Genomic DNA, 19,651 nt, shown 5'->3' with positions numbered 1-19,651 from the left:
CGATGGCGGGAGAGCAATGGCTGGACAACTGACAAAGCGCGCGTTGGAAGATTCTCTTAAGCGACTACTGCTTCAAAAGCCACTGACTAAGATCACCATCGCGGACCTCACTGAGGACTGCGGGGTCAGCCGCATGACGTTCTACTATCACTTTCAGGACATCTACGACCTGGTTGAATGGGCATGTGAGGAAGACGCCGGCCGCGCGCTCGCCAACAACAAGACGGCCGATACCTGGCAGGTGGGCCTGGAAAACATCATGCTCGCGGTGCGCGACAACAAGCCCTTTATCATGAACGTCTATCACTGTGTGAGCGCCGAGCGCATCCAGCGTTTTCTGCAGCCCGTGACATTCGACCTGATCGAAGGCGTGGTCGAAGAGCACGCCGCAGGCAAGAGCGTCTCACAAAGCGACAAGGACTTTCTGTCCCGCTTTTTCGCACATGCATTTATCGGTGTAATGCTCGACTGGATTGCCGCAGGCATGGCCGAGGACCCGAGCGCAGTAGCCGAGCGCGTTTCCAAAATATGCGAAGGTCAGATTGACGCAGCGCTGGCGAGATTTTGACTATTACACGTTGGAGCGCAAAGCGGCCAAGTGCGTCATGCCGGGCCGGGTTTCGGTTTGGGAAGTTAGCGAAGCCCACTTCCCAAATCGAAACCCGGCCCGGCATGACCTTGGGAGACCAAAGCCAAGCAGATTTGTACAATCCGCCCCCGTTGATTAAAAATCGTACAAGGTGACGATCTTGTATCGGCTAAGCCGCGTTGATCAGGGCAAAAGCTTGTTAACGAACTTCGTTGGCAAGGAGGAACCATGTACTATTCAAGTGGAAACTACGAAGCCTTTGCTCGTCCCAAGAAGCCTGCGGGCATCGACCACAAGAGCGCCTACATCATCGGCACCGGCCTGGGCGCACTTACCGCAGCCTGCTATCTGGTGCGCGATGCGCAAATGCCCGGAAGCCACATCCATATCCTCGAAAAGGACCCCGTTGCGGGCGGCGCCTGCGATGGTGCCGACATCCCCGGCGTGGGCTATGTCATGCGCGGCGGCCGCGAGATGGACAACCACTTTGAGGTCATGTGGGATCTTTTCCGCTCCATTCCCTCGATTGAAGATCCGGACATCTCCGTGCTCGACGAGTACTACTGGCTCAATAAGGAGGATCCCAACTACTCGCTGTGCCGCTCGACTAAGAACCGTGGCCAAGACGGCGGCACCGATGGCAAGTTCGGCCTGTCGGACAAGGCGGCGACCGAGATCATGGACCTGTTCTTTACGCCCGACGAGGAGCTGGCGAACCGTCCCATCACCGATTTCTTTGACGACGAGGTGCTCAACTCGAATTTCTGGATGTACTGGCGCACCATGTTCGCCTTTGAGAACTGGCACTCGGCGCTCGAGATGAAGCTCTATATCCGCCGCTACATCCACCACATCGCGGGTCTGCCCGACTTTAGCGCCCTGCGCTTCACCCGCTACAACCAGTACGAGTCGATGATTCTGCCCATGCAGCGCTATCTCGAGGCGCACGGCGTGCAGTTCCACTTTGACACCAAGGTCGAAAACGTGGTGTTTGAGGTGGGCGGCGGCGAGGGTCCGCGCCGCGCCGTCACTGGCACCGGCCAGGACACGATTCAGCGCATCCAGCAGGCCGCCTTTGCGCGCAACCCCTACAGTACGAGCACCAAGAAGGTCGCGCGTCGCATCACCGTGACGCATGCAGGCGAGATTTCGAACATCGACCTCACTGAGGATGACCTGGTCTTTATCACCAACGGCGGCTGTGTGGAAAACTCGACGATCGGCGCGCAGGATAAGCCCGCCGCATGGGATCCGACGATTCGCCCCGGTGGCGGTTGGGACATGTGGCGTCGTATCGCAGCGCAAGATCCGAGCTTTGGTCATCCCGATAAGTTCTGCGGTGACCCCGAGAAGAGCAACTGGATGAGCGCCACGGTCACCACGCTCGACGGCGAGATTGTGCCCTATATCCAAAAGATCTGCCATCGCGATCCCTTTACCGGGCACGTCGTGACCGGTGGCATTGTGACCTGCGAGGATTCGGGCTGGCTTATGAGCTGGACGATCAACCGCCAACAGCAGTTCCGCGATCAGCCCAAAGACCAGCTTTGCGTGTGGGTGTATGGCCTGTTTACCGACAAGCCCGGCGACTACGTCAAGAAGGCCATGCGCGACTGCACCGGCGAGGAGATTTGCCAGGAATGGCTGTATCACCTGGGCGTTCCCGAGGATAAGATTGTTGAGCTGGCGGCAAATCACGCCAACACCGTGCCCGTCATGATGCCCTACATCACCGCCTTCTTTATGCCGCGTGAAGCAGGCGACCGCCCCGACGTGGTGCCCGATGGCGCCGTGAACTTCGCGTTCCTGGGCCAGTTCGCCGAGACGCCGCGTGACACGATCTTTACGACTGAGTACTCCATGCGCACCGGCATGGAAGCCGTCTACACGCTCTGCGATGTCGACCGCGGCGTACCCGAGGTCTGGGGTTCGGTCTTTGACGTGCGTGACCTCCTTATGAGCAGCGTTAAACTACGCGACGGTGAGCCCATCACCAGCATGAAGCTGCCTATGGTTGAGCGGATTGCTCTCAAAGAAGTGCTCAAGAAGGTCGAGGGAACCGACATCGCCAAACTCCTCAAGGAGTACGGCGCAATCTAGCACACAAGAACCACCACAAAGGGGGCAGGCCCCTTTGTGGTGGTTTTCGACAAAAAGAAGCCGTCCCGATAACAGGGGCGGCTTCAAGCAAGTCTATTTATTAGCGTCCCTCAAGACCCAACGAGAATGTCGCGGCAGCCCCGGACACACCTTTCCCACGGCGCCCGCAGGATGAGCAGCATGATCCCGCAAGGCCGGAGCCGACATGAGCCGAAGCCCCCCATCGGGGGCTCTTCTCAATCAAACTCTTATCTCGAGGCGAGGCGGCCGATGATGTAGTCGTAATTCTCGCGACGGTGCGGCACGGTGCAGGCGCTGCAGTCCTTGATGCGCGCACCACCGGCACCGGTTACATAGGTGAAGTTCCCACCGCAGTCCTCGCCCAGGCGATACAGCGGGCAAAAGCAGAACAGGCAGTTCAAATCCTCGGCCGGCATGTCGTGACATGGGTAGAACTCACAGACGCTGTGATTGAAGAACCGATAATTCTCACCCGAGGGCGCATCGCTCATGTCGCCGTTCTCCCCAACCATCGCAGCTCTCTTTCTCGCCCGCACCCCTTTCGCCCCGCGCCGGGAACCTCAATTGAGGGACAGTCCCTGAATTGAGGTTTACAGGTCGCCGCCGGAGAGCAGGCCGCGCAGGACCTTCTCGGGGTCGGCGGAGCCGTCGCGCGGAGCGAGTGCGGTGATGCGCTTCTGCATCTTGAGCTCGTGGAGCTCATCCTCGAGCTGACGCACGCGAGAGCGCAGCTTTTCGGCCTCGAGCTCGCGAGCCTCGGCGCGTTCCTTCATGTCCAGGATGCGCACCACGCCGGCGAGGTTGATGCCCTCGTCGGTGAGCTGGTTGATCAGCTCGAGACGCTCGATGTCGGCCTGGGAGTACAGGCGCGTGTTGCCGCCCGAGCGCTTGGGATTCACCAGGCCCTTGGACTCGTACACGCGCAGCGTCTGGGGATGCATGCCCGTGAGCTCCGCGGCAACGGAGATCATATACAGCGGTTTGTTACGGCTCTCTTCGGTCATGCTTCCCCCATCCGATCGAATCATCGAATCCTATTGTACGCGTCGCGCGCCGGGGCACAGCGACCCGGCGCGCGGATGTGCAAAATGCACCCGTCCCCAATTACACAGCGGGGCGATAGATGCGCTCATCGGCGTCGCGGAGCTTCTCCAGGGCCGCGCGCTCCTTTTCCGTCAGACTCACGGGCACCTTCACGTTCACCGTGGCGAGCAGAGCGCCGGTATGGCCCGAGCGCTTCACATCGGGCATGCCCATGTCCTTGAAGCGGAAACTCTTGCCCGACTGGGTCCCCGCGGGGACCTTGAGGCGCAGCGTCTTGCCCGAGGGCGTGGGCACGTCGACCGTGCAACCCAGGGCGGCCTCGTACATGGACACCGGCACATCGATCGCAACGTCGGCGGACTTGCCGCGGCGCTTGAACACCGGATGCTCCGCCACGTGGAACTCGATGAGCATGCTGCCGCGCGGGCCACCGTTTACACCGTACTCGCCATGATTCTTGTACCGCAGCTTCATGCCGTCGTAGCAGCCGGCGGGAATCGTCACCTCGATGGTGTCGCTCTCCCCCGTCGAGGGAATGCGGTGCGTCACGCTGCGCTTGGCTCCGTGCAGGGCCTCGTCGAACGTCACGTCGATCACGGCGCGCAGGTCGTTGCCCTTGCGGGCGCGGGCGCGGCCGCCCCCGAACATGTCGCCGAAATCGAAGCTCGTGGGATCGGCGCCATATGCGCCGCTCACGCCCTCGCCGCGGAACATGCTGCCAAAGATGTCGGCCATCGACGGACCGCCGGCGCCGCCGGCATACGCATAGCCGCCCTGGCCGGGAATGCCGCCGAACTGCAGCATCATGTCGTACTCTTTGCGCTTGTCCGGATTGGACAGCGTCTCATACGCCTCGGAGATCTCCTTGAACTTCGCCTCGTCGCCACCGCGATCGGGGTGGTACTTCTGAGCCAGCTTGCGAAACGCCGACTTGATCTCCTTGTCGGAGGCGTTCTTGCTTACGCCCAGGACATCGTAAAAGCTCTTAGATGAAGGCATGTGAACCCTCCCTTCTCAAAGAGGGCCCCGGGCGTCTCATCCCAGGGCCCTGCCTGAATCATGCATATGTGCAACCGCGAGCCGCTACTCGGTCTCGGCCTCGGCGTCCTCGTCGTCCTCGACGATCACCGGGCGGGCCTCGCCGCCGTAGGTCACGGTGACCATGGCGGGACGCAGCACCTTGCCACCCATGCGGTAGCCCTTCTGGTACACGTCGTTGACGGTCTCGTCATACTGAGATGCGTCCTCCACGCGGCCGACGGCCTGGTGGATGTTGCAGTCGAAGGCCTCCCCCTTGGGGTCGATCGCCTCGACGCCCTCACCGTCAAACACGCTGAGCAGCTTGGAGCGAACCGCGTCCACGCCGTCGACGAACTGCTTGAAGTCGTCGGCGAGCTCCTGGGTGCGGGCGTGGTCGAGCGCGCGCTCCATATCGTCCACCACGGGCAACAGGGCCTCGATGAGCTTCTCGGTGGCGCGGGCGCGCTCGTCCAGGCGCTCCTGGGCGGTGCGGCGACGGTAGTTCTCCCAATCGGCCTGCAGGCGGGCGTGACGGTTCACGGCGTCGGCGGCCTTGGCCTCGGCGGTCTCGCGGGCATCCTCGGCGGCGGCGAGCTGCTCGCGGACCTCCGCCAGCTCCGCTGCGGTCTTCTCGTACTTCAACTTGAAATCGTTGTCCGCAGCCTCCTCACCGGCGCGGATGGCGGCCTCGACCATCTCCTCCTCGGTCATCTCCTCGGTTTCGTCGGCCATGACGGCTGCCTCCTTCTCAATGGTTGTATCGGCGGAATCAGGTGCCTGCGCGGATGCCTCGACGGCATCCTCCACGGGTATCTTCACGTCCGTCTCCTTATCATGCAAAGGGCGGCCGGCTCGCCAGCTGGCAGGCCGGCCGCCCCGAACTCTCATGCGGCGCTCACGCGCGGGGCGCGCGGCGGATGCGTCTCGAGGAGCTTACTCCTCGTCGTCGACGACCTCGTACTCGGCGTCGACCACGTCGTCGGCGGCAGCAGCGCCGTCGGCACCGGGCGCGGCGGCCTGGGCGTCGGCGTACACCATCTGGGCGAGCTCGTACGCCACGGACTGCAGGGCCTCGCCGGCAGACTTGATGGCCTCGATGTCAGAGCCCTCGAGCGCCTTCTTGGCGTCGGCGATGGCGGACTCGGCCTTGGACTTGAGGTCGCCGGAGACCTTGTCGCCGAGCTCGGCGAGGGTCTGCTCGGTGGAGTAGCACAGGGAGTCGGTCTGGTTACGGGCCTCGACCTCCTCCTTCTGCTTCTTGTCCTCCTCGGCGTGGGACTCGGCGTCCTTCACCATGCGATCGACTTCCTCGTCGGAAAGCGCGGTGGAGCCGGAAATGGTGATGGACTGCTCCTTGCCGGTGCCCTTGTCCTTGGCGGAGACCTTCACGATGCCGTTGGCGTCGATGTCGAAGGTGACCTCGATCTGCGGAACGCCGCGACGGGCGGCCGGGATACCGGAGAGCTGGAACTTGCCGAGGGACTTGTTGTCGCGAGCCAGCTCGCGCTCGCCCTGGAGGACGTTGATCTCGACGGAGGTCTGGTTATCGGCGGCCGTGGAGTAGATCTCGGTCTTGGAGGTCGGGATCGTGGTGTTGCGGTCGATCATCTTGGTCATGATGCCGCCCATGGTCTCGACGCCGAGCGACAGCGGGGTCACGTCGAGCAGCAGGATGCCCTCGACGTCACCGGTGAGCACGCCGCCCTGGACGGCAGCGCCGTTGCAGACGACCTCGTCAGGGTTCACGGACATGTTGGGCTGCTTGCCGGTCATGTTCTTGACGAGCTCCTGCACGGCGGGCATACGGGTGGAGCCGCCGACCAGGATGACCTCGTCAACCTCGGACAGGGAGACGCCGGCGTCGTTCAGGGCCTTGGTGACCGGGGCCTTGCAGCGCTCGAGCAGATCGCGGGTGATCTTCTCGAACTCGGCGCGGGACAGCGTGTAGTTGAGGTGCAGCGGGCCGGACTGGTTCATGGTGATGAAGGGCAGGTTGATGACGGCCTGCTGGGCGCTCGAGAGCTCCTTCTTGGCGTTCTCGGCGGCCTCCTTCAAGCGCTGCAGGGCCATGGGGTCCTGACGCAGGTCGACGCCGTTCTCGGACTGGAACTTGTCGGCCATCCAGTCGATGACGCGCTGATCCCAGTCGTCACCGCCGAGGTGGTTGTCGCCGTTGGTGGCGAGAACCTCGAAGACGCCGTCGGCCAGGTCGAGCAGGGACACGTCGAAGGTACCGCCGCCGAGGTCGAAGACGAGGACCTTCTGCTCCTTGTCCTGCTTGTCCAGGCCGTAGGCCAGGGCAGAGGCGGTGGGCTCGTTGACGATACGCTTCACGTCGAGGCCGGCGATGCGGCCGGCGTCCTTGGTGGCCTGACGCTGGGCGTCGTTGAAGTAGGCCGGGACGGTGATGACGGCCTCGGAGATGGTCTCGCCGAGGTACTTCTCGGCGTCGGCCTTCATCTTGGCGAGGGTCATGGCCGAGATCTGCTCGGGGGTGAACTCCTCGCCGTCGATCATGACGACGCAACGGCCGTTGCTGCCCTCCTTGACCTCGTAAGGCACGGTCTTGAGCTCGTCCTTCACCTCGGAGAACTTGCGGCCCATGAAACGCTTGATGGAGAACACGGTGTTCTTGGGGTTGGTGACGGCCTGGTTCTTGGCCGCCTTGCCCACGATGCGGTCGCCGTCGGCGCGGAAGCCCACGACGGACGGGGTGGTGCGGTCGCCCTCGGCGTTCACGATGGTGGTGGGGGTGCCGCCCTCGAGAACCGCCATGGCGGAGTTGGTGGTGCCCAGGTCGATACCGAGAATCTTGCTCATGATTACTTCCCTTCGTTGGGTTGCGTGACGCGCATGTGCGGATGCCCACGGCGCTTCGGCGTTTGTTCATGGCATAGTGTATCCCCTTATGACGCGCCTTATACAAAATCTAAGTCAATTCATATAAGATTTCCTATCCTCCACATTGATAAGGGCGCTCCGCGCCAGGCTGCGGTGCAGACGAAGGGTCCCCATTCTAAGTTTGCAAGGGCTAACTCGGTGAACGGCAGTGGAAAGCCGCTGCAAGGCCTTGCGCTCGCGGCGGTGCGTGGTATGTTTTTGACCGAAAAAGACCCGTTGCCTCTTCGCCTGTGGCACCGGGCGCTACAGAGGAGGTTTACCATGGCTCATCCGATCATCGATGCCGACGAGTGCATCGCCTGCGGCGTCTGCGTCGACGCTTGCCCGGCCGGCGTTCTCGAGCTGAACGACGTCGCCACCGTTGCCGACGAGGATTCCTGCGTTGCCTGCGGCGCTTGCCAGGACGCCTGCCCCGCCGGCGCCATCACCGAGATCGCCGAGGACTAGTCCCTCGCGCATCCGAATATGGATCCAATGAGAACCGGGTCCGACCCAACAAGGGGTCGGACCCGGTTTTCTCGTATATATAGATGGTATCGACCGGAACCTCACGCGCGGTCGCGCGCGGGATAAGTCTCAATTTGCACCTGTCCCCAATTGAGACTTGGCAAGCGCGGTGGGGCTACTGAAAATCATCCTCATAGGGCATGAGCTCGGCGAGGTAACCGCGCGCGGCGAGGGCGGCTTCGATGCGGTCGAGCGCCTCCTCGCTCTCGGCCGCGATGCGGTGGAAGTGATACCCGCTCGTCACGGTCATGAGCGGCGTGGACTTGCCCGTACGGATATCGTCGAGATACCGCGCGATCCCGCTGCGGCTGCGGATGTCGAGGTCCGCGGTGATCTTGCCGTACGCGCGATGATTGACCATCACGTTTTGAACCGTACCACCCAGATCGACGATGGTGTTGAGCTCGTCCTCGAGCTGCTCGACCGTATGGCGCACCTTGACCAGGCGCGTGGGGATATCCGCATCCGAAGAACCCTCGCGCAGCACATACCCGCGATTGGTCGCCACGATATCGTGCCCGTCGGCACGCAGCAGGGCGATATCCTGCACAATCACCTGGCGGCTCACGCCCGCGGCGTCGGCCAGGGCCGTCCCGCTCACGGGTCGCTCGGCCCCACGCAGGCTCTGCAGAATCGCGGTCCTGCGCTCATGTCCCATCAACGGCATTCGCCGCACCTCCCATCCGTATCCGACAAGCCCATCTCTCTCGTGTGCGAGGGGCGCCGGACCAAGCCGCACGCGGCCCCTCTCCACCAAAGATGTCGGCTACACCATGCGCAGATGCTTGAGGGACAGGTCGAGGATGGGCGCCGAATGCGTGAGGGCGCCGGACGAGATGAAGTCGACTCCCAGGTCGGCGAGGGCGCGGATGTTGCCCGCGTCCACATTGCCCGAGGCCTCCACCTTGGCCCGGCCGTCGATGAGCGCGACCGCCTCAGCCATCTGCTCGTGCGTCATGTTGTCGAGCATGATGATGTCGGCTCCGGCTTCGAGCGCCTCGCGCACCATGTCCAGGTCCTCGCACTCGACCTCGACCGTGCAGACGAACGGCGCGTGCGCGCGGGCACCCGCCACCGCAGCGGCAATACCGCCTGCGGCATCGATGTGATTGTCCTTGAGCATGACCGCCTGGGAGAGGTTGTAGCGGTGATTGGCACCGCCGCCCGCCTCGACCGCGGCCTTTTCGAAGATGCGCAGGCACGGCGTGGTCTTGCGCGTGTCGACGAGCCTGGTCTTCGTCCCCTCCAGAGCTGCGGCCATACGGCGTGTGTACGTCGCGATGCCGCTCATGCGCTGCAGGAAATTCAAGGCCACGCGCTCGCCCGAGAGCAGGACGCGTGCGTCGCCGCGCACGATGCCCAGCAACTGGCCGGGCTCGACCGCATCGCCGTCGGCGACGCGAGCATCAAAGCTCGTGCACGGGTCGAGCAGGGTGAAGGCGCGCTCGAACACATCGAGACCCGCGATCACGCCCTCGGCCTTGGCGATGAGCTGCACCTCGGCCTCGCGACGCTCGGGGCAGACGGACTCGGTCGACAGATCGCCCGCGTTCATATCCTCACGCAGGGCAAAGCGGATGATGTCGTCGGCCACCAGGTTCATGGTGATGGGATTCATGCGAGCCTCCTATATAAGAGTGTCGATGTTCAGCTCGAACGACGGAAGACCGGGGAACAAGTCGCACGGCGCGCGGTGCACGCCATCGAGAGCCGGGGCGCCGGCCTCCTCCACGGGCAGGCTTTCGCCCGTTGCCATCTTCCACGCCGCGCGGCGGGCGAATACCAAAGACTCAAGCAGCGAGTTGCTCGCCAAACGGTTCTTGCCGTGCACGCCGTTGCAGGCGGTCTCCCCCGCCGCGTACAGATGCGGCATGCTCGTGGCCGAATCGCGATCGACCCGTACGCCGCCCATGAAGTAATGCTGCGTTGGGACGACTGGAATGGGCTCGGCGAGGATGTCGCGCCCCTTTTCCAGGCAATGCGCGTGGATGTTGGCGAAGTGCGTGGTCACGACCTGCGGATCGACCGGGGCGAAACTCAGCCACTCGTACTCGGCGCCCTCTTTGCGCATCTCATCCTGGATGGCACGGGCCACCACGTCGCGCGGCTGGAGCTCGTCGGTAAAGCGCTCCTGGGCATGATTCAACAAGATCGCGCCCTCACCGCGGCAGCTCTCGGACACGAGGAAGGTGCGTCCGGGCTCGGCGGAATACAGACCGGTGGGGTGAATCTGCACGTACTCGAGATGCTCCTGTTTGATGCCGTAAGCGCTGGCAAGGAAGCACGCATCACCCGTGAGCTGGGGGTAATTCGTCGAATGCTGGTACACTCCGCCGATGCCGCCCGTAGCGAGCAGGGTATTCTCCGCATGGATGCAGAAGGGTTCACCGCATTCAAGGTCGGCGGGGGCAGCGACGAGGGACTCGCCCACACCGGCGACGGCGCGCAGCTCCTCGATCGTGGCCGTCGAGGATGCAGCGGTGACGGGAAGCGCAAGCACACCCGTGCAGGCGGGCGCGCCATCCGCATCCGCTCCGCCGCCCTCGTGCGTATCGAATAGCAGGTCGACCATGGCAACATGCTCGAGAATCCGCACGTTGGGCAGGCGCTTGACCGCCGCGAGGAGCGCCTCGGTGATCTCCTTGCCCGTCACGTCGGCATGGAACGCGATGCGCGCCCGGGCGTGCGCGCCCTCACGCGTGAAGGCCAGCGAGCCGTCCTCCTCGCGCTCGAACTCCGCGCCCAGCGCAATCAGGTCGTTGATGACCGCGCGCGAGGAGCGGATCATGATGTCCACGCTCTCGCGACGGTTCTCGCCGTGCCCGGCGTGGAGTGTGTCCTCAAAGAACGAGTCGTAATCCTCGGCCTCGGGCAGCACGCAGATGCCGCCCTGGGCGAGCATCGAATCGCACTCGTCGAGGGCACCCTTCGACAGCATCACGATCTTGGCGCTCGCCGGCGCGGTGAGCGCGGCATACAAGCCCGCCACGCCGCATCCGACAATCGCGATATCGCACGTCATGTCCATATGGTTCGCCGCCATCCGCGGCCCCTTTCGTTCCGGCGCCCCACGCAAGGGGCGCATCCGGACGGGCACCGCCCATGCGGAACCCTGCCGGCCCGTCCTAGCGGGCGGCGTATTCCAGCATGCGGTCGAGCGTGCGCTGCGCGGCGCGGGCCGCGTCCTCATCAACCGAGATATGTACGGCGCCCGAACCGCTCTCGAGGCACGCCACGAGCTTATCGAGCGTGATACCGTCCATATCGGCACAGGTGGGCGGGGTCTTGGTCACATAGAAGCGCTTGCCCTGACCGGCGCATCGCCGCTCCAGCTCGTAGAGCACACCGTCGACCGTCACGATGATGAACTCGCTCGCGGCGCTTTTCTCCGCGAAGCCGATGATATCGGCGGTCGAACCGATGAACTCGGCCTCCGCCAGAATCGCCTCGGTGCACTCGGGGTGCGCCAGCGCGAGTGCCTCGGGGTGCGCCGCCTTAAGCTCGCGCAGCTCGGCAAGGGAAATCGCCTCATGGCGCGGGCAGCATCCGTCGTTCAGGATCACGTGCTTCTCGGGCACCTGCTGCGCGACATGGCGACCAAGGTTGCGATCGGGAATGAACAGGACATGGTGCTGCGGCAGCTCGCGCACGATCTTGACCGCGTTGGAGGAGGTCACGCAGACGTCACTCCAGCTCTTGATCTCCATGGTCGAGTTGACGTAGCAAACCACCGCAAGATCGTCACCGTACCCGGCACGGGCGCCGTCGATCGTCGCCCGGCTCACCATATGGGCCATGGGGCAATCCGCCGCAGGCTCCGGCAAGAGCACGGTCTTATCGCGATTGAGGAGTTTGGCGCTTTCGCCCATGAATTCCACGCCGCACAAGACGATGGTCTGCTGCGGCAAGGTCTTAGCGAGTTTTGCGAGGTAGAACGAATCGCCCACGTAATCGGCGACGGCCTGCACCTCGGGCTCGACATAGTAATGCGCGAGTATCACCGCGTCGCGCTCGGATTTGAGTTCCTCGATACGCTCGCGCGTCTCGGCGGGCACCGCCGCCGCGCGCTCCAGGGCCCCGCCCCTCGTCTGTGCCATGCGGTCCTCCCGACATTCGCAGGTTCGTTGAGGGAAGTATGGCACTGGGGGCTTCCACTGACAAGACAGCTGACAAGACACCTATGGAATCAGCGAATTGCAGCAGCGCGGGAGCCCATTTAGTACGGCGCCCCCAGCGGTGGCATCTGCTTGAGATACGCCCACATACGCTGCTTTTCCGCCGGCTGGGACAACGCGGCCTCAAAACCATCGAGCGCGAGCACGCGGCGGCCGAGAACCGGCGCGATGAGCCCGGGCTTGAGCATGGCGGTATCGAAATCCTCGACGATCGCGAGGGCATCGGCATAGGTCTCGCGCAAAAGATCGGCGGCCGCGTCGTCCAACAGGATGACCGCCTCGGGATCGAGCGCCTCAAGCGCCTCGCGGAACAGGTCGACGGGCAGCGGCTCACCCGCCATCAGGCCGCCCGCCACGGCCTCGTCGCCCGAGCCGGCAACCGCAGCCAGCACGCAAAGATCTTGCGGTTCCCAACCGATGGCGCCGAGCGCCGCACGCAGAGCCGTGCCGTCCGCGCCCGAAAGCAACGGCTCGCCCGAACGCTCGGCATCGTTGAGCTCGCCTTTGACAAGCACGACCGGCGAAAACGCGTTGCCCGCCATGCGGACCCCGCGCGCTTCGAGCCCCTTGAGCTCCTGCTCGGCTGCATCCGCCAGCGCCTCCTTGCGCTCCTGTGTGGTGATGGCCATCCGTCGAACACCCGTCCCTACGATCGCACCCCGGCCCGCGAGCCAGGCGAAAAGAATCACGTCGAATCATTCTACTCCCGGTGTAACGGGCGCGCAGGCATGGGTATAACGTCCTCGATTCGAAAGACCCCCGTCGGCAGGCACCGGCGGGAACGCGTATATAGGAGGAATCCATGTCCAACGTCACCGAGGTGAATGCCGCCAACTTCGACTCCATGCTCGCAGGCGAACTGCCCGTCCTCGTCGATTTCTGGGCCCCGTGGTGCGGCCCGTGCCGCATGCTCTCCCCCGTTGTGGATGAGCTGGCCGGCGAGCTCGAGGGCAAGGTCACCGTCGTCAAGTGCAATGTCGACGAGAACCAGGACCTGGCCATGCGCTTCGGCGTCATGTCCATCCCCACCGTCGTCCTGCTGAAGGACGGCGCCGAGGCCATGCGCTCCGTGGGCGCCGTTCCCAAGCCCAAGCTCAAGGCCGACATCGAGGCCAACCTGTAAGGATCGCCGCCGCGCATGGCGCGCATCTGAACCGCGACCCCCTCAACGACCGCGCTCCCCTCATCGGCGCGGTCGTTTTTTGTAGAGAACCATTCACCGCAACAAAACGAATGACCCTGCTGTACTTTATGCGGAGCCGTCGGCACTCTTGGTAGACTGTATGATGTATGCCGCGCGAAGGCACTTGTTCTCCCGCGCGCATGAAGACGCGCCGTGCGGCCTGTAAGTCCGCAGCGTGCGCCAGGTTGTAAGGGGATCTCATGGAACCCATTTCGCAGGGAATGCAAGGGCCTGCCGTCGAGGACGTGCAGACGCGCCTTTCCTCGCTTGGATATATGATCGACGCCGCCGAGATGACGGCGAAGGAGTTCGGCGCAACCACGGCTGCGGCCGTTCGCGCGTTTCGCGCCCAGCAGGGACTGGATGCGGGCGAGGATGTGGACGGCACGTGCTGGAGCGCGCTGGTGGACGAGTCTTATAAGCTCGGCGATCGCACGCTGTACCTGCGCCTTCCCAATTTCCACGGCGCCGATGTCCGCGCCCTGCAGCGCGCCCTCAACACGCTCGGCTTTGCCTGCGGCGTGGACGACGGCTATTTCGGCCCGCATACCGAGGCCGCTTTGCAGCAGTTCCAGGAAAACGTGGGGCTGTTCGCCGATGGCATGGCGTTCCAGGACACCTTCAACTACGTGAACCGCCTGCACCATGTGTGGGAGGGCAAGCCCTCTGTGATCGATGTCGAGGCCGAGGCCCGCATGGGGTTCGCCCGCGCCGCGAGCGTGCTCGAAAGCTGGAGCATCGCCATCGGCGGCGAGGACGCAATCGCCCGCAACGTCGCCTCGCGCGTGTGGAATATCGCAACCGCCACGACCGACGGCAGCGGCATCGTGCTGTATGACGACGTCGCGCCCGAGGATGTGGACCTGACGGTCGAGATCGCCTCCGATGCGCTGCCCGACGACGCCGAGCCGCGCGCCACGATCACCCTGGCCGAGTGCAACAACCTCTCGCTGCGCATCAAGACGGCGGTCGCCGCGGCGGCCACCCGTCCGATCAAGCTCCGCATCGAGCTCACGGGCATCACCGGCTACGGCACGTTCACTTCAAGTGATGCTCAAACTCTGGCCGTTCGCCTTCTCGACGGCCTGTGTGATGCGCTGAGCGACTAGGTACGCTACACTAGAGCGGCGCGCTTGCGCGCCCACACCCATTTGGGGCATCGTCCAGCGGCAGGACCCTGGTTTTTGGTACCAGTTACGGGGGTTCGAATCCCTCTGCCCCAGCCATGATAGACAGGCCCGGTCACGTATGTGGCCGGGCTTTTTCGAAAGGGCCGTCCATGACCTACACCCACGTGATATTCGACCTTGACGGCACGCTGCTCAACACCCTTGAGGACCTCACCATCGCCGGCAACCATGTATGCGAATCCCGCGGATGGCCCACCTACACGGCGGACCAATTCCGCTACAAAGTCGGCAACGGGCAGATCAAGCTCATCGAGCGCCTTATTCCCGCCGAATTCATGGGGGACGGCCGCGTCTTCGAGCAGGCACTCGCCGACTTCCGCGCCTTCTACGCCGAGCACAAGGAGGACCACACGGCCCCCTACCCCGGCATCCTCGAGCTTTTGGACGAACTTCGCGAGCATGGCGTGACTTGCGCCATTCTCTCCAATAAAGACCACGCGGCAACGGTCCCACTTGTCGAGCGCTACTTTGGCGACCGCGTGGCCCTGGTGCAGGGACGCATCGACGCCTTTCCGCCCAAGCCCGACCCGGCAATCACCGCGCACGTCCTCGAACAGCTCGACGCAGATCCGAAGACCGCCCTGTACGTGGGAGACTCCAATGTCGATATCGCCTGCGGACACAACGCGGGCATGCGCTCATGTGGCGTGGCGTGGGGCTTTCGCGGCCGCGCGGAGCTCGAGGGCGCCGGCGCCGATTACGTGATCGACACTCCCGAGGAGCTGCTCGACATCGTTTTGTAGCGTCCCTCCCGCCGTGCGCCCTTCGGCCCCTCCCGTGCGCGGTTCCAAGGAGCACCGGAGGGGCCATATGCATCTTCCAACCGCATATGGCTCGTATTATTCAGTATGCGAATGCCGCACATTTCACTCGGTCGACTTTTGGTAATTGGAATCCGCATACATGGGGAACAGCGCGCAAGACGGTGCTTAAAATCCCAGTTCGTTTAAGCTCCGGATGGGCCGCTCATCGGCAAATCGGCAAACTAATTACCAAAAGTCGATGAATTGGTTTTCAAGTCGGGGCGGGCGCCGCAAAAAGCTCCTTCGTCAAAAGCGGAACGATGAAAAACAAGGAGCCACAGCAAACGGGCGCGCAGAGCCGAAGCCCCACGCGCCCCCATGCGCTCATTCCCGCAGATATGTCAGGCTACAAGCTACATCATGGCCTCGAGAATCTGCTGCTCCGCGCTATCGGTGGCGGACCAAGTGTTCTCATCGTCCTTCTCGTACGTGAACACGCACTCGCTCTCCTCGGGCTCGGCGTTCTTCACGGCCTCCATGAGCATGGTGCCCGCCTCTTTGTACAGGGCCGCCTCGCTCTCCACGGCCTGAGGATCGATCGTGGTCAGATACTCCTGGAACTTGCCGGTGAACTCGGACATGATCACGGTGAGGGATTTCATCTTGAGCACAACCGTGGCATCGGCGGTGCCGGCCTCCTCATCGACCGCGACCTCCTTGATCTCGTGGGTAAACCCGTCGAGATAGGCCTTCGCGAACTCCTGGGTATCGATGCCGAGCGTCTCGAACCCGCCATCCGAGCTGTCCGTCATGGCGGTGAGCAGCTCCTCGTTATCCGGAGAGACCTCGGAAAACGCCGTCTCGAGATCCTCGCGGATGAGCTCCTCGACCGAAGGACCGCCGCATCCTCCCAGGAACACGGTGCAGGCCATGACGAGCACCATCAACGGGATCGTCCAAAACCTCTTCTTCATGTCTTTTCCTCCCAGCAGCGGAATGCAACCCCGTACGGCACGCGCCACCGAGGCAAACGTTGGCCTGATGATACGCGAAGGATTCCAGGTAGACGGCAGCGTCTCGGTGAACGGCCGATGCAAAAAAGCGGGCGCCGGCAAACCGCCGACGCCCGCCTCACCAAATCGCTCGGATGCAAACGCTACTCACGCGCACCGTACTGCTCATAGTACGCATCGATGGCTGCCTTGAGCTCGTCATCGATCACCACACGGCCGGCCACCTCGCGGTTGTACAGGTGCTCGGTCACCTCGGCCATGGACACGATGCTCGCCACGGGGAACCCGTACTTGGCCTCGATTTCCTTCTGCGCGGTGGTGACACCGCCCTTGCCGACCTCCATGCGGTTGAGGGAGACGATCAGACCCTTGACCTCGACGTTGGCAGCATTCATGAGCTTGGGGTACGTCTCGTCGATGGACTTACCGGACGTGGTCACGTCCTCGACCATCACCACGCGGTCGCCGTCCTTGAGCTCGTAGCCCAGCATGCCGCCCTTATCGGCGCCGTGGTCCTTGACCTCCTTGCGGTCGGAGCAGTAACGGACCTCCTTGCCATACAGCTTGTGCATAGCGATGGCAGTGACCACGGACAGCGGGATGCCCTTGTACGCCGGGCCGAACACGACGTCGAAATCCAGGCCGAAGTTGTCGTGAATGGCGCGGGCATAATACTCGCCCAGGCGCATGAGCTGCTCGCCCGTCACATAGGCGCCGGCGTTCATGAAGAACGGGGACTTGCGGCCGCTCTTAAGGGTGAAATCGCCGAACTTGAGGACGTCGGACTCGACCATGAACTCGATGAACTCCTGCTTGTAAGCCTCCATGAGGCCTCCTTCCATGCGGGCGCGTCCACCGCGCTCACCCATTTGTTTGACCGACTCAAGGGTAGCAGAAAAGCGCCCCTTGCCGCGAACGAGCAAGGGGCGCAAGGCGACGAGCCGTTTCCGCCACGACGGCGATTTTGCGCGCTGCCATCGACATACACGGGCAAACTGGAGTCTCCCCGCGTTCTTCTAGCAGATCTTACAGACCCAGCCGTGCGCATCCTCGATCTGGCCGCCCTGAATACCGGTCAAGGTCTCGCGGAGACGCTTCATGACGGGGCCGGAGGACTCGTGACCGTCCGGGAAGACGACGACCGTATCGCCATCGTGGATCTCGCCCACCGGCGAGATGACGGCCGCGGTGCCGCACAGACCACACTCGACGAAGGCGCCGGAGGCAACCTCATCCCAGGTAACCGGACGCTCGTCAACGGCAATCCCCAGGTCCTGGGCCACCTGCACGAGCGAACGGCGCGTGATGGAGGGCAGAATCGAGTCCGTATGGGACTTGGGCACCACGAGCGTGCCGTCCTTGGCGACGAACAGCACGTTGGCACCGCCGGTCTCCTCGACATAGGTGCGGGACTCGGAGTCGAGATACAGGTTTTCGGCATAACCCGCGGCATGCGCCTCCATGCCGGGCTTGAGGCTCATGGCGTAGTTGAGGCCGGCCTTGATGTTGCCGGTACCATGCGGAGCAGCGCGGTCGTACTTGGAAACGCACAGCTTGACGGTGGTGTCGCCACCCTTGAAGTACGGTCCCACGGGCGTCACGAGGATGCGGAACTGGTACTCGGTCGCCGGCTTCACGCCGATGACGTCGCCCGTGGCGATCATGAGCGGGCGGACATAGAGCGTCGCACCGGAACCGAACGGGGGCACCCACGCGGCGTTTGCCTCCACGACCTGTTTGACCGCCTCGACGAAACGGTCCTGTGGAAAGGCGGGCATGACCAGGCGCTCGGCGGAATCGGCCATGCGCTGGGCATTCATATCGGGCCTGAAGCAGACGATGGACCCATCGGCGGTGGTATAGGCCTTGAGCCCCTCGAAGACCTCCTGGCAATAATGGAAGATGCCCGCGCACTCCGACAACGTGATGCTGTGATCGGTGGTCAGGGCGCCCTCATCCCATGCGCCGTCCCTGTAGTTGGACACATAGCTATAGTCGGTCTTGCGATAGCTGAAATCGAGGTTTCCCCAGTCCAGGTCCTTCTTCTCAACGGTCATGGTGAACTCCTCACTCGATGCGGGCGCCCTCGCCGAAGGCGCCCTCTCAACATAAAGGCCCGTCCGACGGAAGGCCCTTGCATACAAGAATGCCGGGCACATGGCCCGGCATTGGCATGTTCGCTTGATTGTACTCCGCCGCGATGGAGTGGCGGCAGAATTAATCGGCAGGAAACGCTCCGCGGACGGTGCGGGGCCTACTTGCCCTCGGCCTCGCGGCGCTTCTGCTCGGCATGCGCCGGCAGGATGCGGAACTTGACCCACCATGCCACAACCCCCACGGCGGCGACGACGATGACGACCTTCACCACGTCGGACACCCACTCGGCCTGAGCGGTAATCTGCTCCCAGGCGCCACCAGCCCAGAAGCCCAGCGTGCACAGGATGGCGTTCCACACGAGCGAACCCGCGAGGGTGTAGAGGGCGAAACGCACCATGTTCATCTTGGCGGTACCGGCGGGAATGGAGATGAGGCTGCGCACCACGGGGATGCAGCGGCAGATGAGCACCGTGATCTGGCCCTTGCGATCGAACCAGCCGATAGCCTTGGCCACATCGTCGGAATGGAAGCCCAGCATGCGCATGGGCTTGGTGTCGAAGAACCCCTCAAGACGCTCCTGGGAGAGCAGACGGCCGATGCCGTAGAGGAAATACGCGCCAACAACCGAGCCGACCGTCGCAGCGATGATGACGCCGGGAAGCGTCATCTCGGTCTGTGTGGCGAGAAAGCCCGACAGCGGCAGGATAAGCTCGCTGGGGATGGGCGGGAACACGTTCTCGAAAAGGATGAGCGCGGCGACCGCAAGATAGCCGAACTGGCTGATGAAGCCGAAAAATGCCTCCTGCATGGGATGCCTTTCTAATCATGCTGCAAACGCAAGTGCCATCATGATACCGAGCAGGCGTAAAGACGAGGTAATGTCCGCAGTCTTTCCAAAACCTCCCGACGCGGGCAAGCGCGGGGCACACGGGGCGTGTCGGGGCACACGGGGCGGGCGCGCCTGCCGATGTTAATCCTACCGATTCTCTCGACATTAGCGAAACGGGCGCGTACACTTGCAGCTCACGCACTATGGGAGTCGCACCGCAACCGCGCGCACGCACCAAA

Annotated in this window: 20 protein-coding genes and 1 tRNA gene; 7 read left to right on the top strand and 14 right to left on the bottom strand. The window is 63.3% G+C overall.

The window, feature by feature from the left end; genetic code table 11:
• Window positions 1–16: 16 nt before the first annotated feature.
• Both FY258_RS06205 and FY258_RS06200 read left to right on the top strand, forming a co-directional pair.
• Entirely contained in the window at window positions 17–568 is a 552-nt protein-coding gene (locus FY258_RS06205) for a TetR/AcrR family transcriptional regulator (RefSeq protein WP_118104215.1), read from the top strand.
• A 249-nt stretch (window positions 569–817) separates the two neighbouring features.
• Entirely contained in the window at window positions 818–2,689 is a 1,872-nt protein-coding gene (locus tag FY258_RS06200; RefSeq protein ID WP_118104213.1) for an oleate hydratase, read from the top strand.
• A 248-nt stretch (window positions 2,690–2,937) separates the two neighbouring features.
• Here FY258_RS06200 and FY258_RS06195 read toward each other — a convergent pair whose 3' ends face one another.
• From FY258_RS06195 to dnaK, 5 genes are all read right to left on the bottom strand, one after another.
• Window positions 2,938–3,222, bottom strand: a complete 285-nt coding sequence (locus FY258_RS06195) for a cysteine-rich small domain-containing protein (protein ID WP_118104211.1) — start codon at window positions 3,220–3,222, stop codon at window positions 2,938–2,940.
• 78 nt (window positions 3,223–3,300) lie between these two features.
• A complete protein-coding gene (locus FY258_RS06190) occupies window positions 3,301–3,714 on the bottom strand; it encodes a heat shock protein transcriptional repressor HspR (RefSeq protein ID WP_118104209.1) in 414 nt (137 codons plus the stop codon).
• Between the two features lie 100 nt (window positions 3,715–3,814).
• The gene (locus tag FY258_RS06185) at window positions 3,815–4,753 is read right to left on the bottom strand and encodes a DnaJ C-terminal domain-containing protein (protein WP_118104207.1); all 939 of its coding nucleotides are present in this window, start codon (window positions 4,751–4,753) and stop codon (window positions 3,815–3,817) included.
• 84 nt (window positions 4,754–4,837) lie between these two features.
• Window positions 4,838–5,593: a nucleotide exchange factor GrpE gene (locus tag FY258_RS06180; protein ID WP_259324478.1), complete on the bottom strand. Its 756-nt coding sequence runs from the start codon at window positions 5,591–5,593 to the stop codon at window positions 4,838–4,840.
• A gap of 114 nt (window positions 5,594–5,707) precedes the next feature.
• On the bottom strand, window positions 5,708–7,594 hold the full coding sequence (gene dnaK / locus FY258_RS06175) for a molecular chaperone DnaK (RefSeq protein ID WP_118104203.1): 1,887 nt from the start codon (window positions 7,592–7,594) through the stop codon (window positions 5,708–5,710).
• Window positions 7,595–7,936: 342 nt separating this feature from the next.
• Between dnaK and FY258_RS06170 the strand changes: the two genes are divergently transcribed.
• The gene (locus FY258_RS06170) at window positions 7,937–8,122 is read left to right on the top strand and encodes a DUF362 domain-containing protein (RefSeq protein ID WP_039910702.1); all 186 of its coding nucleotides are present in this window, start codon (window positions 7,937–7,939) and stop codon (window positions 8,120–8,122) included.
• Between the two features lie 175 nt (window positions 8,123–8,297).
• Here the strand turns inward: FY258_RS06170 and FY258_RS06165 are convergent, their stop codons facing one another.
• The 5 genes from FY258_RS06165 to FY258_RS06145 all read right to left on the bottom strand — a co-directional run bounded on the left by FY258_RS06165 (window position 8,298) and on the right by FY258_RS06145 (window position 12,986).
• The gene (locus tag FY258_RS06165; protein ID WP_118104201.1) at window positions 8,298–8,849 is read right to left on the bottom strand and encodes a transcription repressor NadR; all 552 of its coding nucleotides are present in this window, start codon (window positions 8,847–8,849) and stop codon (window positions 8,298–8,300) included.
• Window positions 8,850–8,948: 99 nt separating this feature from the next.
• Window positions 8,949–9,800 carry a carboxylating nicotinate-nucleotide diphosphorylase gene (gene nadC / locus FY258_RS06160; protein WP_118104199.1) on the bottom strand — a complete coding sequence of 284 codons (852 nt, stop codon included), beginning with the start codon at window positions 9,798–9,800 and terminating at the stop codon, window positions 8,949–8,951.
• Window positions 9,801–9,809: 9 nt separating this feature from the next.
• Entirely contained in the window at window positions 9,810–11,225 is a 1,416-nt protein-coding gene (locus FY258_RS06155) for an L-aspartate oxidase (RefSeq protein ID WP_118104197.1), read from the bottom strand.
• Window positions 11,226–11,307: 82 nt separating this feature from the next.
• Window positions 11,308–12,279: a quinolinate synthase NadA gene (gene nadA / locus FY258_RS06150; RefSeq protein WP_118104195.1), complete on the bottom strand. Its 972-nt coding sequence runs from the start codon at window positions 12,277–12,279 to the stop codon at window positions 11,308–11,310.
• A gap of 119 nt (window positions 12,280–12,398) precedes the next feature.
• Window positions 12,399–12,986 carry a hypothetical protein gene (locus FY258_RS06145; RefSeq protein ID WP_118104193.1) on the bottom strand — a complete coding sequence of 196 codons (588 nt, stop codon included), beginning with the start codon at window positions 12,984–12,986 and terminating at the stop codon, window positions 12,399–12,401.
• Between the two features lie 173 nt (window positions 12,987–13,159).
• On the opposite strand from FY258_RS06145, the gene trxA reads away from it, so the two are divergent.
• The 4 genes from trxA to FY258_RS06125 all read left to right on the top strand — a co-directional run bounded on the left by trxA (window position 13,160) and on the right by FY258_RS06125 (window position 15,473).
• Window positions 13,160–13,480, top strand: a complete 321-nt coding sequence (gene trxA, locus FY258_RS06140; protein WP_118104191.1) for a thioredoxin — start codon at window positions 13,160–13,162, stop codon at window positions 13,478–13,480.
• Window positions 13,481–13,740: 260 nt separating this feature from the next.
• Window positions 13,741–14,649 (top strand): peptidoglycan-binding domain-containing protein, encoded by a 909-nt coding sequence (locus tag FY258_RS06135; protein ID WP_006723795.1) that lies wholly within the window; start codon window positions 13,741–13,743, stop codon window positions 14,647–14,649.
• A 43-nt stretch (window positions 14,650–14,692) separates the two neighbouring features.
• Window positions 14,693–14,766 (top strand) — tRNA-Gln (locus FY258_RS06130).
• 53 nt (window positions 14,767–14,819) lie between these two features.
• Window positions 14,820–15,473, top strand: a complete 654-nt coding sequence (locus tag FY258_RS06125) for an HAD family hydrolase (RefSeq protein ID WP_118104189.1) — start codon at window positions 14,820–14,822, stop codon at window positions 15,471–15,473.
• 413 nt (window positions 15,474–15,886) lie between these two features.
• On the opposite strand, the gene FY258_RS06120 is transcribed toward FY258_RS06125, so the two are convergent.
• From FY258_RS06120 to FY258_RS06105, 4 genes are all read right to left on the bottom strand, one after another.
• Window positions 15,887–16,447 (bottom strand): hypothetical protein, encoded by a 561-nt coding sequence (locus FY258_RS06120; RefSeq protein WP_118104187.1) that lies wholly within the window; start codon window positions 16,445–16,447, stop codon window positions 15,887–15,889.
• Window positions 16,448–16,629: 182 nt separating this feature from the next.
• Window positions 16,630–17,313: an orotate phosphoribosyltransferase gene (pyrE, locus tag FY258_RS06115; RefSeq protein WP_118104185.1), complete on the bottom strand. Its 684-nt coding sequence runs from the start codon at window positions 17,311–17,313 to the stop codon at window positions 16,630–16,632.
• 189 nt (window positions 17,314–17,502) lie between these two features.
• Window positions 17,503–18,543 carry a branched-chain amino acid aminotransferase gene (locus tag FY258_RS06110; RefSeq protein WP_118104183.1) on the bottom strand — a complete coding sequence of 347 codons (1,041 nt, stop codon included), beginning with the start codon at window positions 18,541–18,543 and terminating at the stop codon, window positions 17,503–17,505.
• A 197-nt stretch (window positions 18,544–18,740) separates the two neighbouring features.
• On the bottom strand, window positions 18,741–19,391 hold the full coding sequence (locus FY258_RS06105; RefSeq protein WP_118104181.1) for a DedA family protein: 651 nt from the start codon (window positions 19,389–19,391) through the stop codon (window positions 18,741–18,743).
• Window positions 19,392–19,651: the final 260 nt, after the last annotated feature.

Source organism: Collinsella intestinalis (genome assembly GCF_902364775.2).
GTDB lineage: Bacteria > Actinomycetota > Coriobacteriia > Coriobacteriales > Coriobacteriaceae > Collinsella.
The sequence above is the reverse complement of the archived record's forward strand: the minus strand, read 5'-3'. Positions and strand labels throughout refer to the sequence as shown.

Excerpts from the sequence above, each read along its gene's own strand:
- FY258_RS06205 (WP_118104215.1), top strand. The coding sequence starts at position 17 with ATGGCTGGACAACTGACAAAGCGCGCGTTGGAAGATTCTCTTAAGCGA.
- FY258_RS06200 (WP_118104213.1), top strand. The coding sequence starts at position 818 with ATGTACTATTCAAGTGGAAACTACGAAGCCTTTGCTCGTCCCAAGAAG.
- FY258_RS06195 (WP_118104211.1), bottom strand. The coding sequence starts at position 3,222 with ATGGTTGGGGAGAACGGCGACATGAGCGATGCGCCCTCGGGTGAGAAT.
- FY258_RS06190 (WP_118104209.1), bottom strand. The coding sequence starts at position 3,714 with ATGACCGAAGAGAGCCGTAACAAACCGCTGTATATGATCTCCGTTGCC.
- FY258_RS06185 (WP_118104207.1), bottom strand. The coding sequence starts at position 4,753 with ATGCCTTCATCTAAGAGCTTTTACGATGTCCTGGGCGTAAGCAAGAAC.
- dnaK (WP_118104203.1), bottom strand. The coding sequence starts at position 7,594 with ATGAGCAAGATTCTCGGTATCGACCTGGGCACCACCAACTCCGCCATG.
- FY258_RS06170 (WP_039910702.1), top strand. The coding sequence starts at position 7,937 with ATGGCTCATCCGATCATCGATGCCGACGAGTGCATCGCCTGCGGCGTC.
- FY258_RS06165 (WP_118104201.1), bottom strand. The coding sequence starts at position 8,849 with ATGCCGTTGATGGGACATGAGCGCAGGACCGCGATTCTGCAGAGCCTG.
- nadC (WP_118104199.1), bottom strand. The coding sequence starts at position 9,800 with ATGAATCCCATCACCATGAACCTGGTGGCCGACGACATCATCCGCTTT.
- FY258_RS06155 (WP_118104197.1), bottom strand. The coding sequence starts at position 11,225 with ATGGCGGCGAACCATATGGACATGACGTGCGATATCGCGATTGTCGGA.
- nadA (WP_118104195.1), bottom strand. The coding sequence starts at position 12,279 with ATGGCACAGACGAGGGGCGGGGCCCTGGAGCGCGCGGCGGCGGTGCCC.
- FY258_RS06145 (WP_118104193.1), bottom strand. The coding sequence starts at position 12,986 with ATGGCCATCACCACACAGGAGCGCAAGGAGGCGCTGGCGGATGCAGCC.
- trxA (WP_118104191.1), top strand. The coding sequence starts at position 13,160 with ATGTCCAACGTCACCGAGGTGAATGCCGCCAACTTCGACTCCATGCTC.
- FY258_RS06135 (WP_006723795.1), top strand. The coding sequence starts at position 13,741 with ATGGAACCCATTTCGCAGGGAATGCAAGGGCCTGCCGTCGAGGACGTG.
- FY258_RS06125 (WP_118104189.1), top strand. The coding sequence starts at position 14,820 with ATGACCTACACCCACGTGATATTCGACCTTGACGGCACGCTGCTCAAC.
- FY258_RS06120 (WP_118104187.1), bottom strand. The coding sequence starts at position 16,447 with ATGAAGAAGAGGTTTTGGACGATCCCGTTGATGGTGCTCGTCATGGCC.
- pyrE (WP_118104185.1), bottom strand. The coding sequence starts at position 17,313 with ATGGAGGCTTACAAGCAGGAGTTCATCGAGTTCATGGTCGAGTCCGAC.
- FY258_RS06110 (WP_118104183.1), bottom strand. The coding sequence starts at position 18,543 with ATGACCGTTGAGAAGAAGGACCTGGACTGGGGAAACCTCGATTTCAGC.
- FY258_RS06105 (WP_118104181.1), bottom strand. The coding sequence starts at position 19,391 with ATGCAGGAGGCATTTTTCGGCTTCATCAGCCAGTTCGGCTATCTTGCG.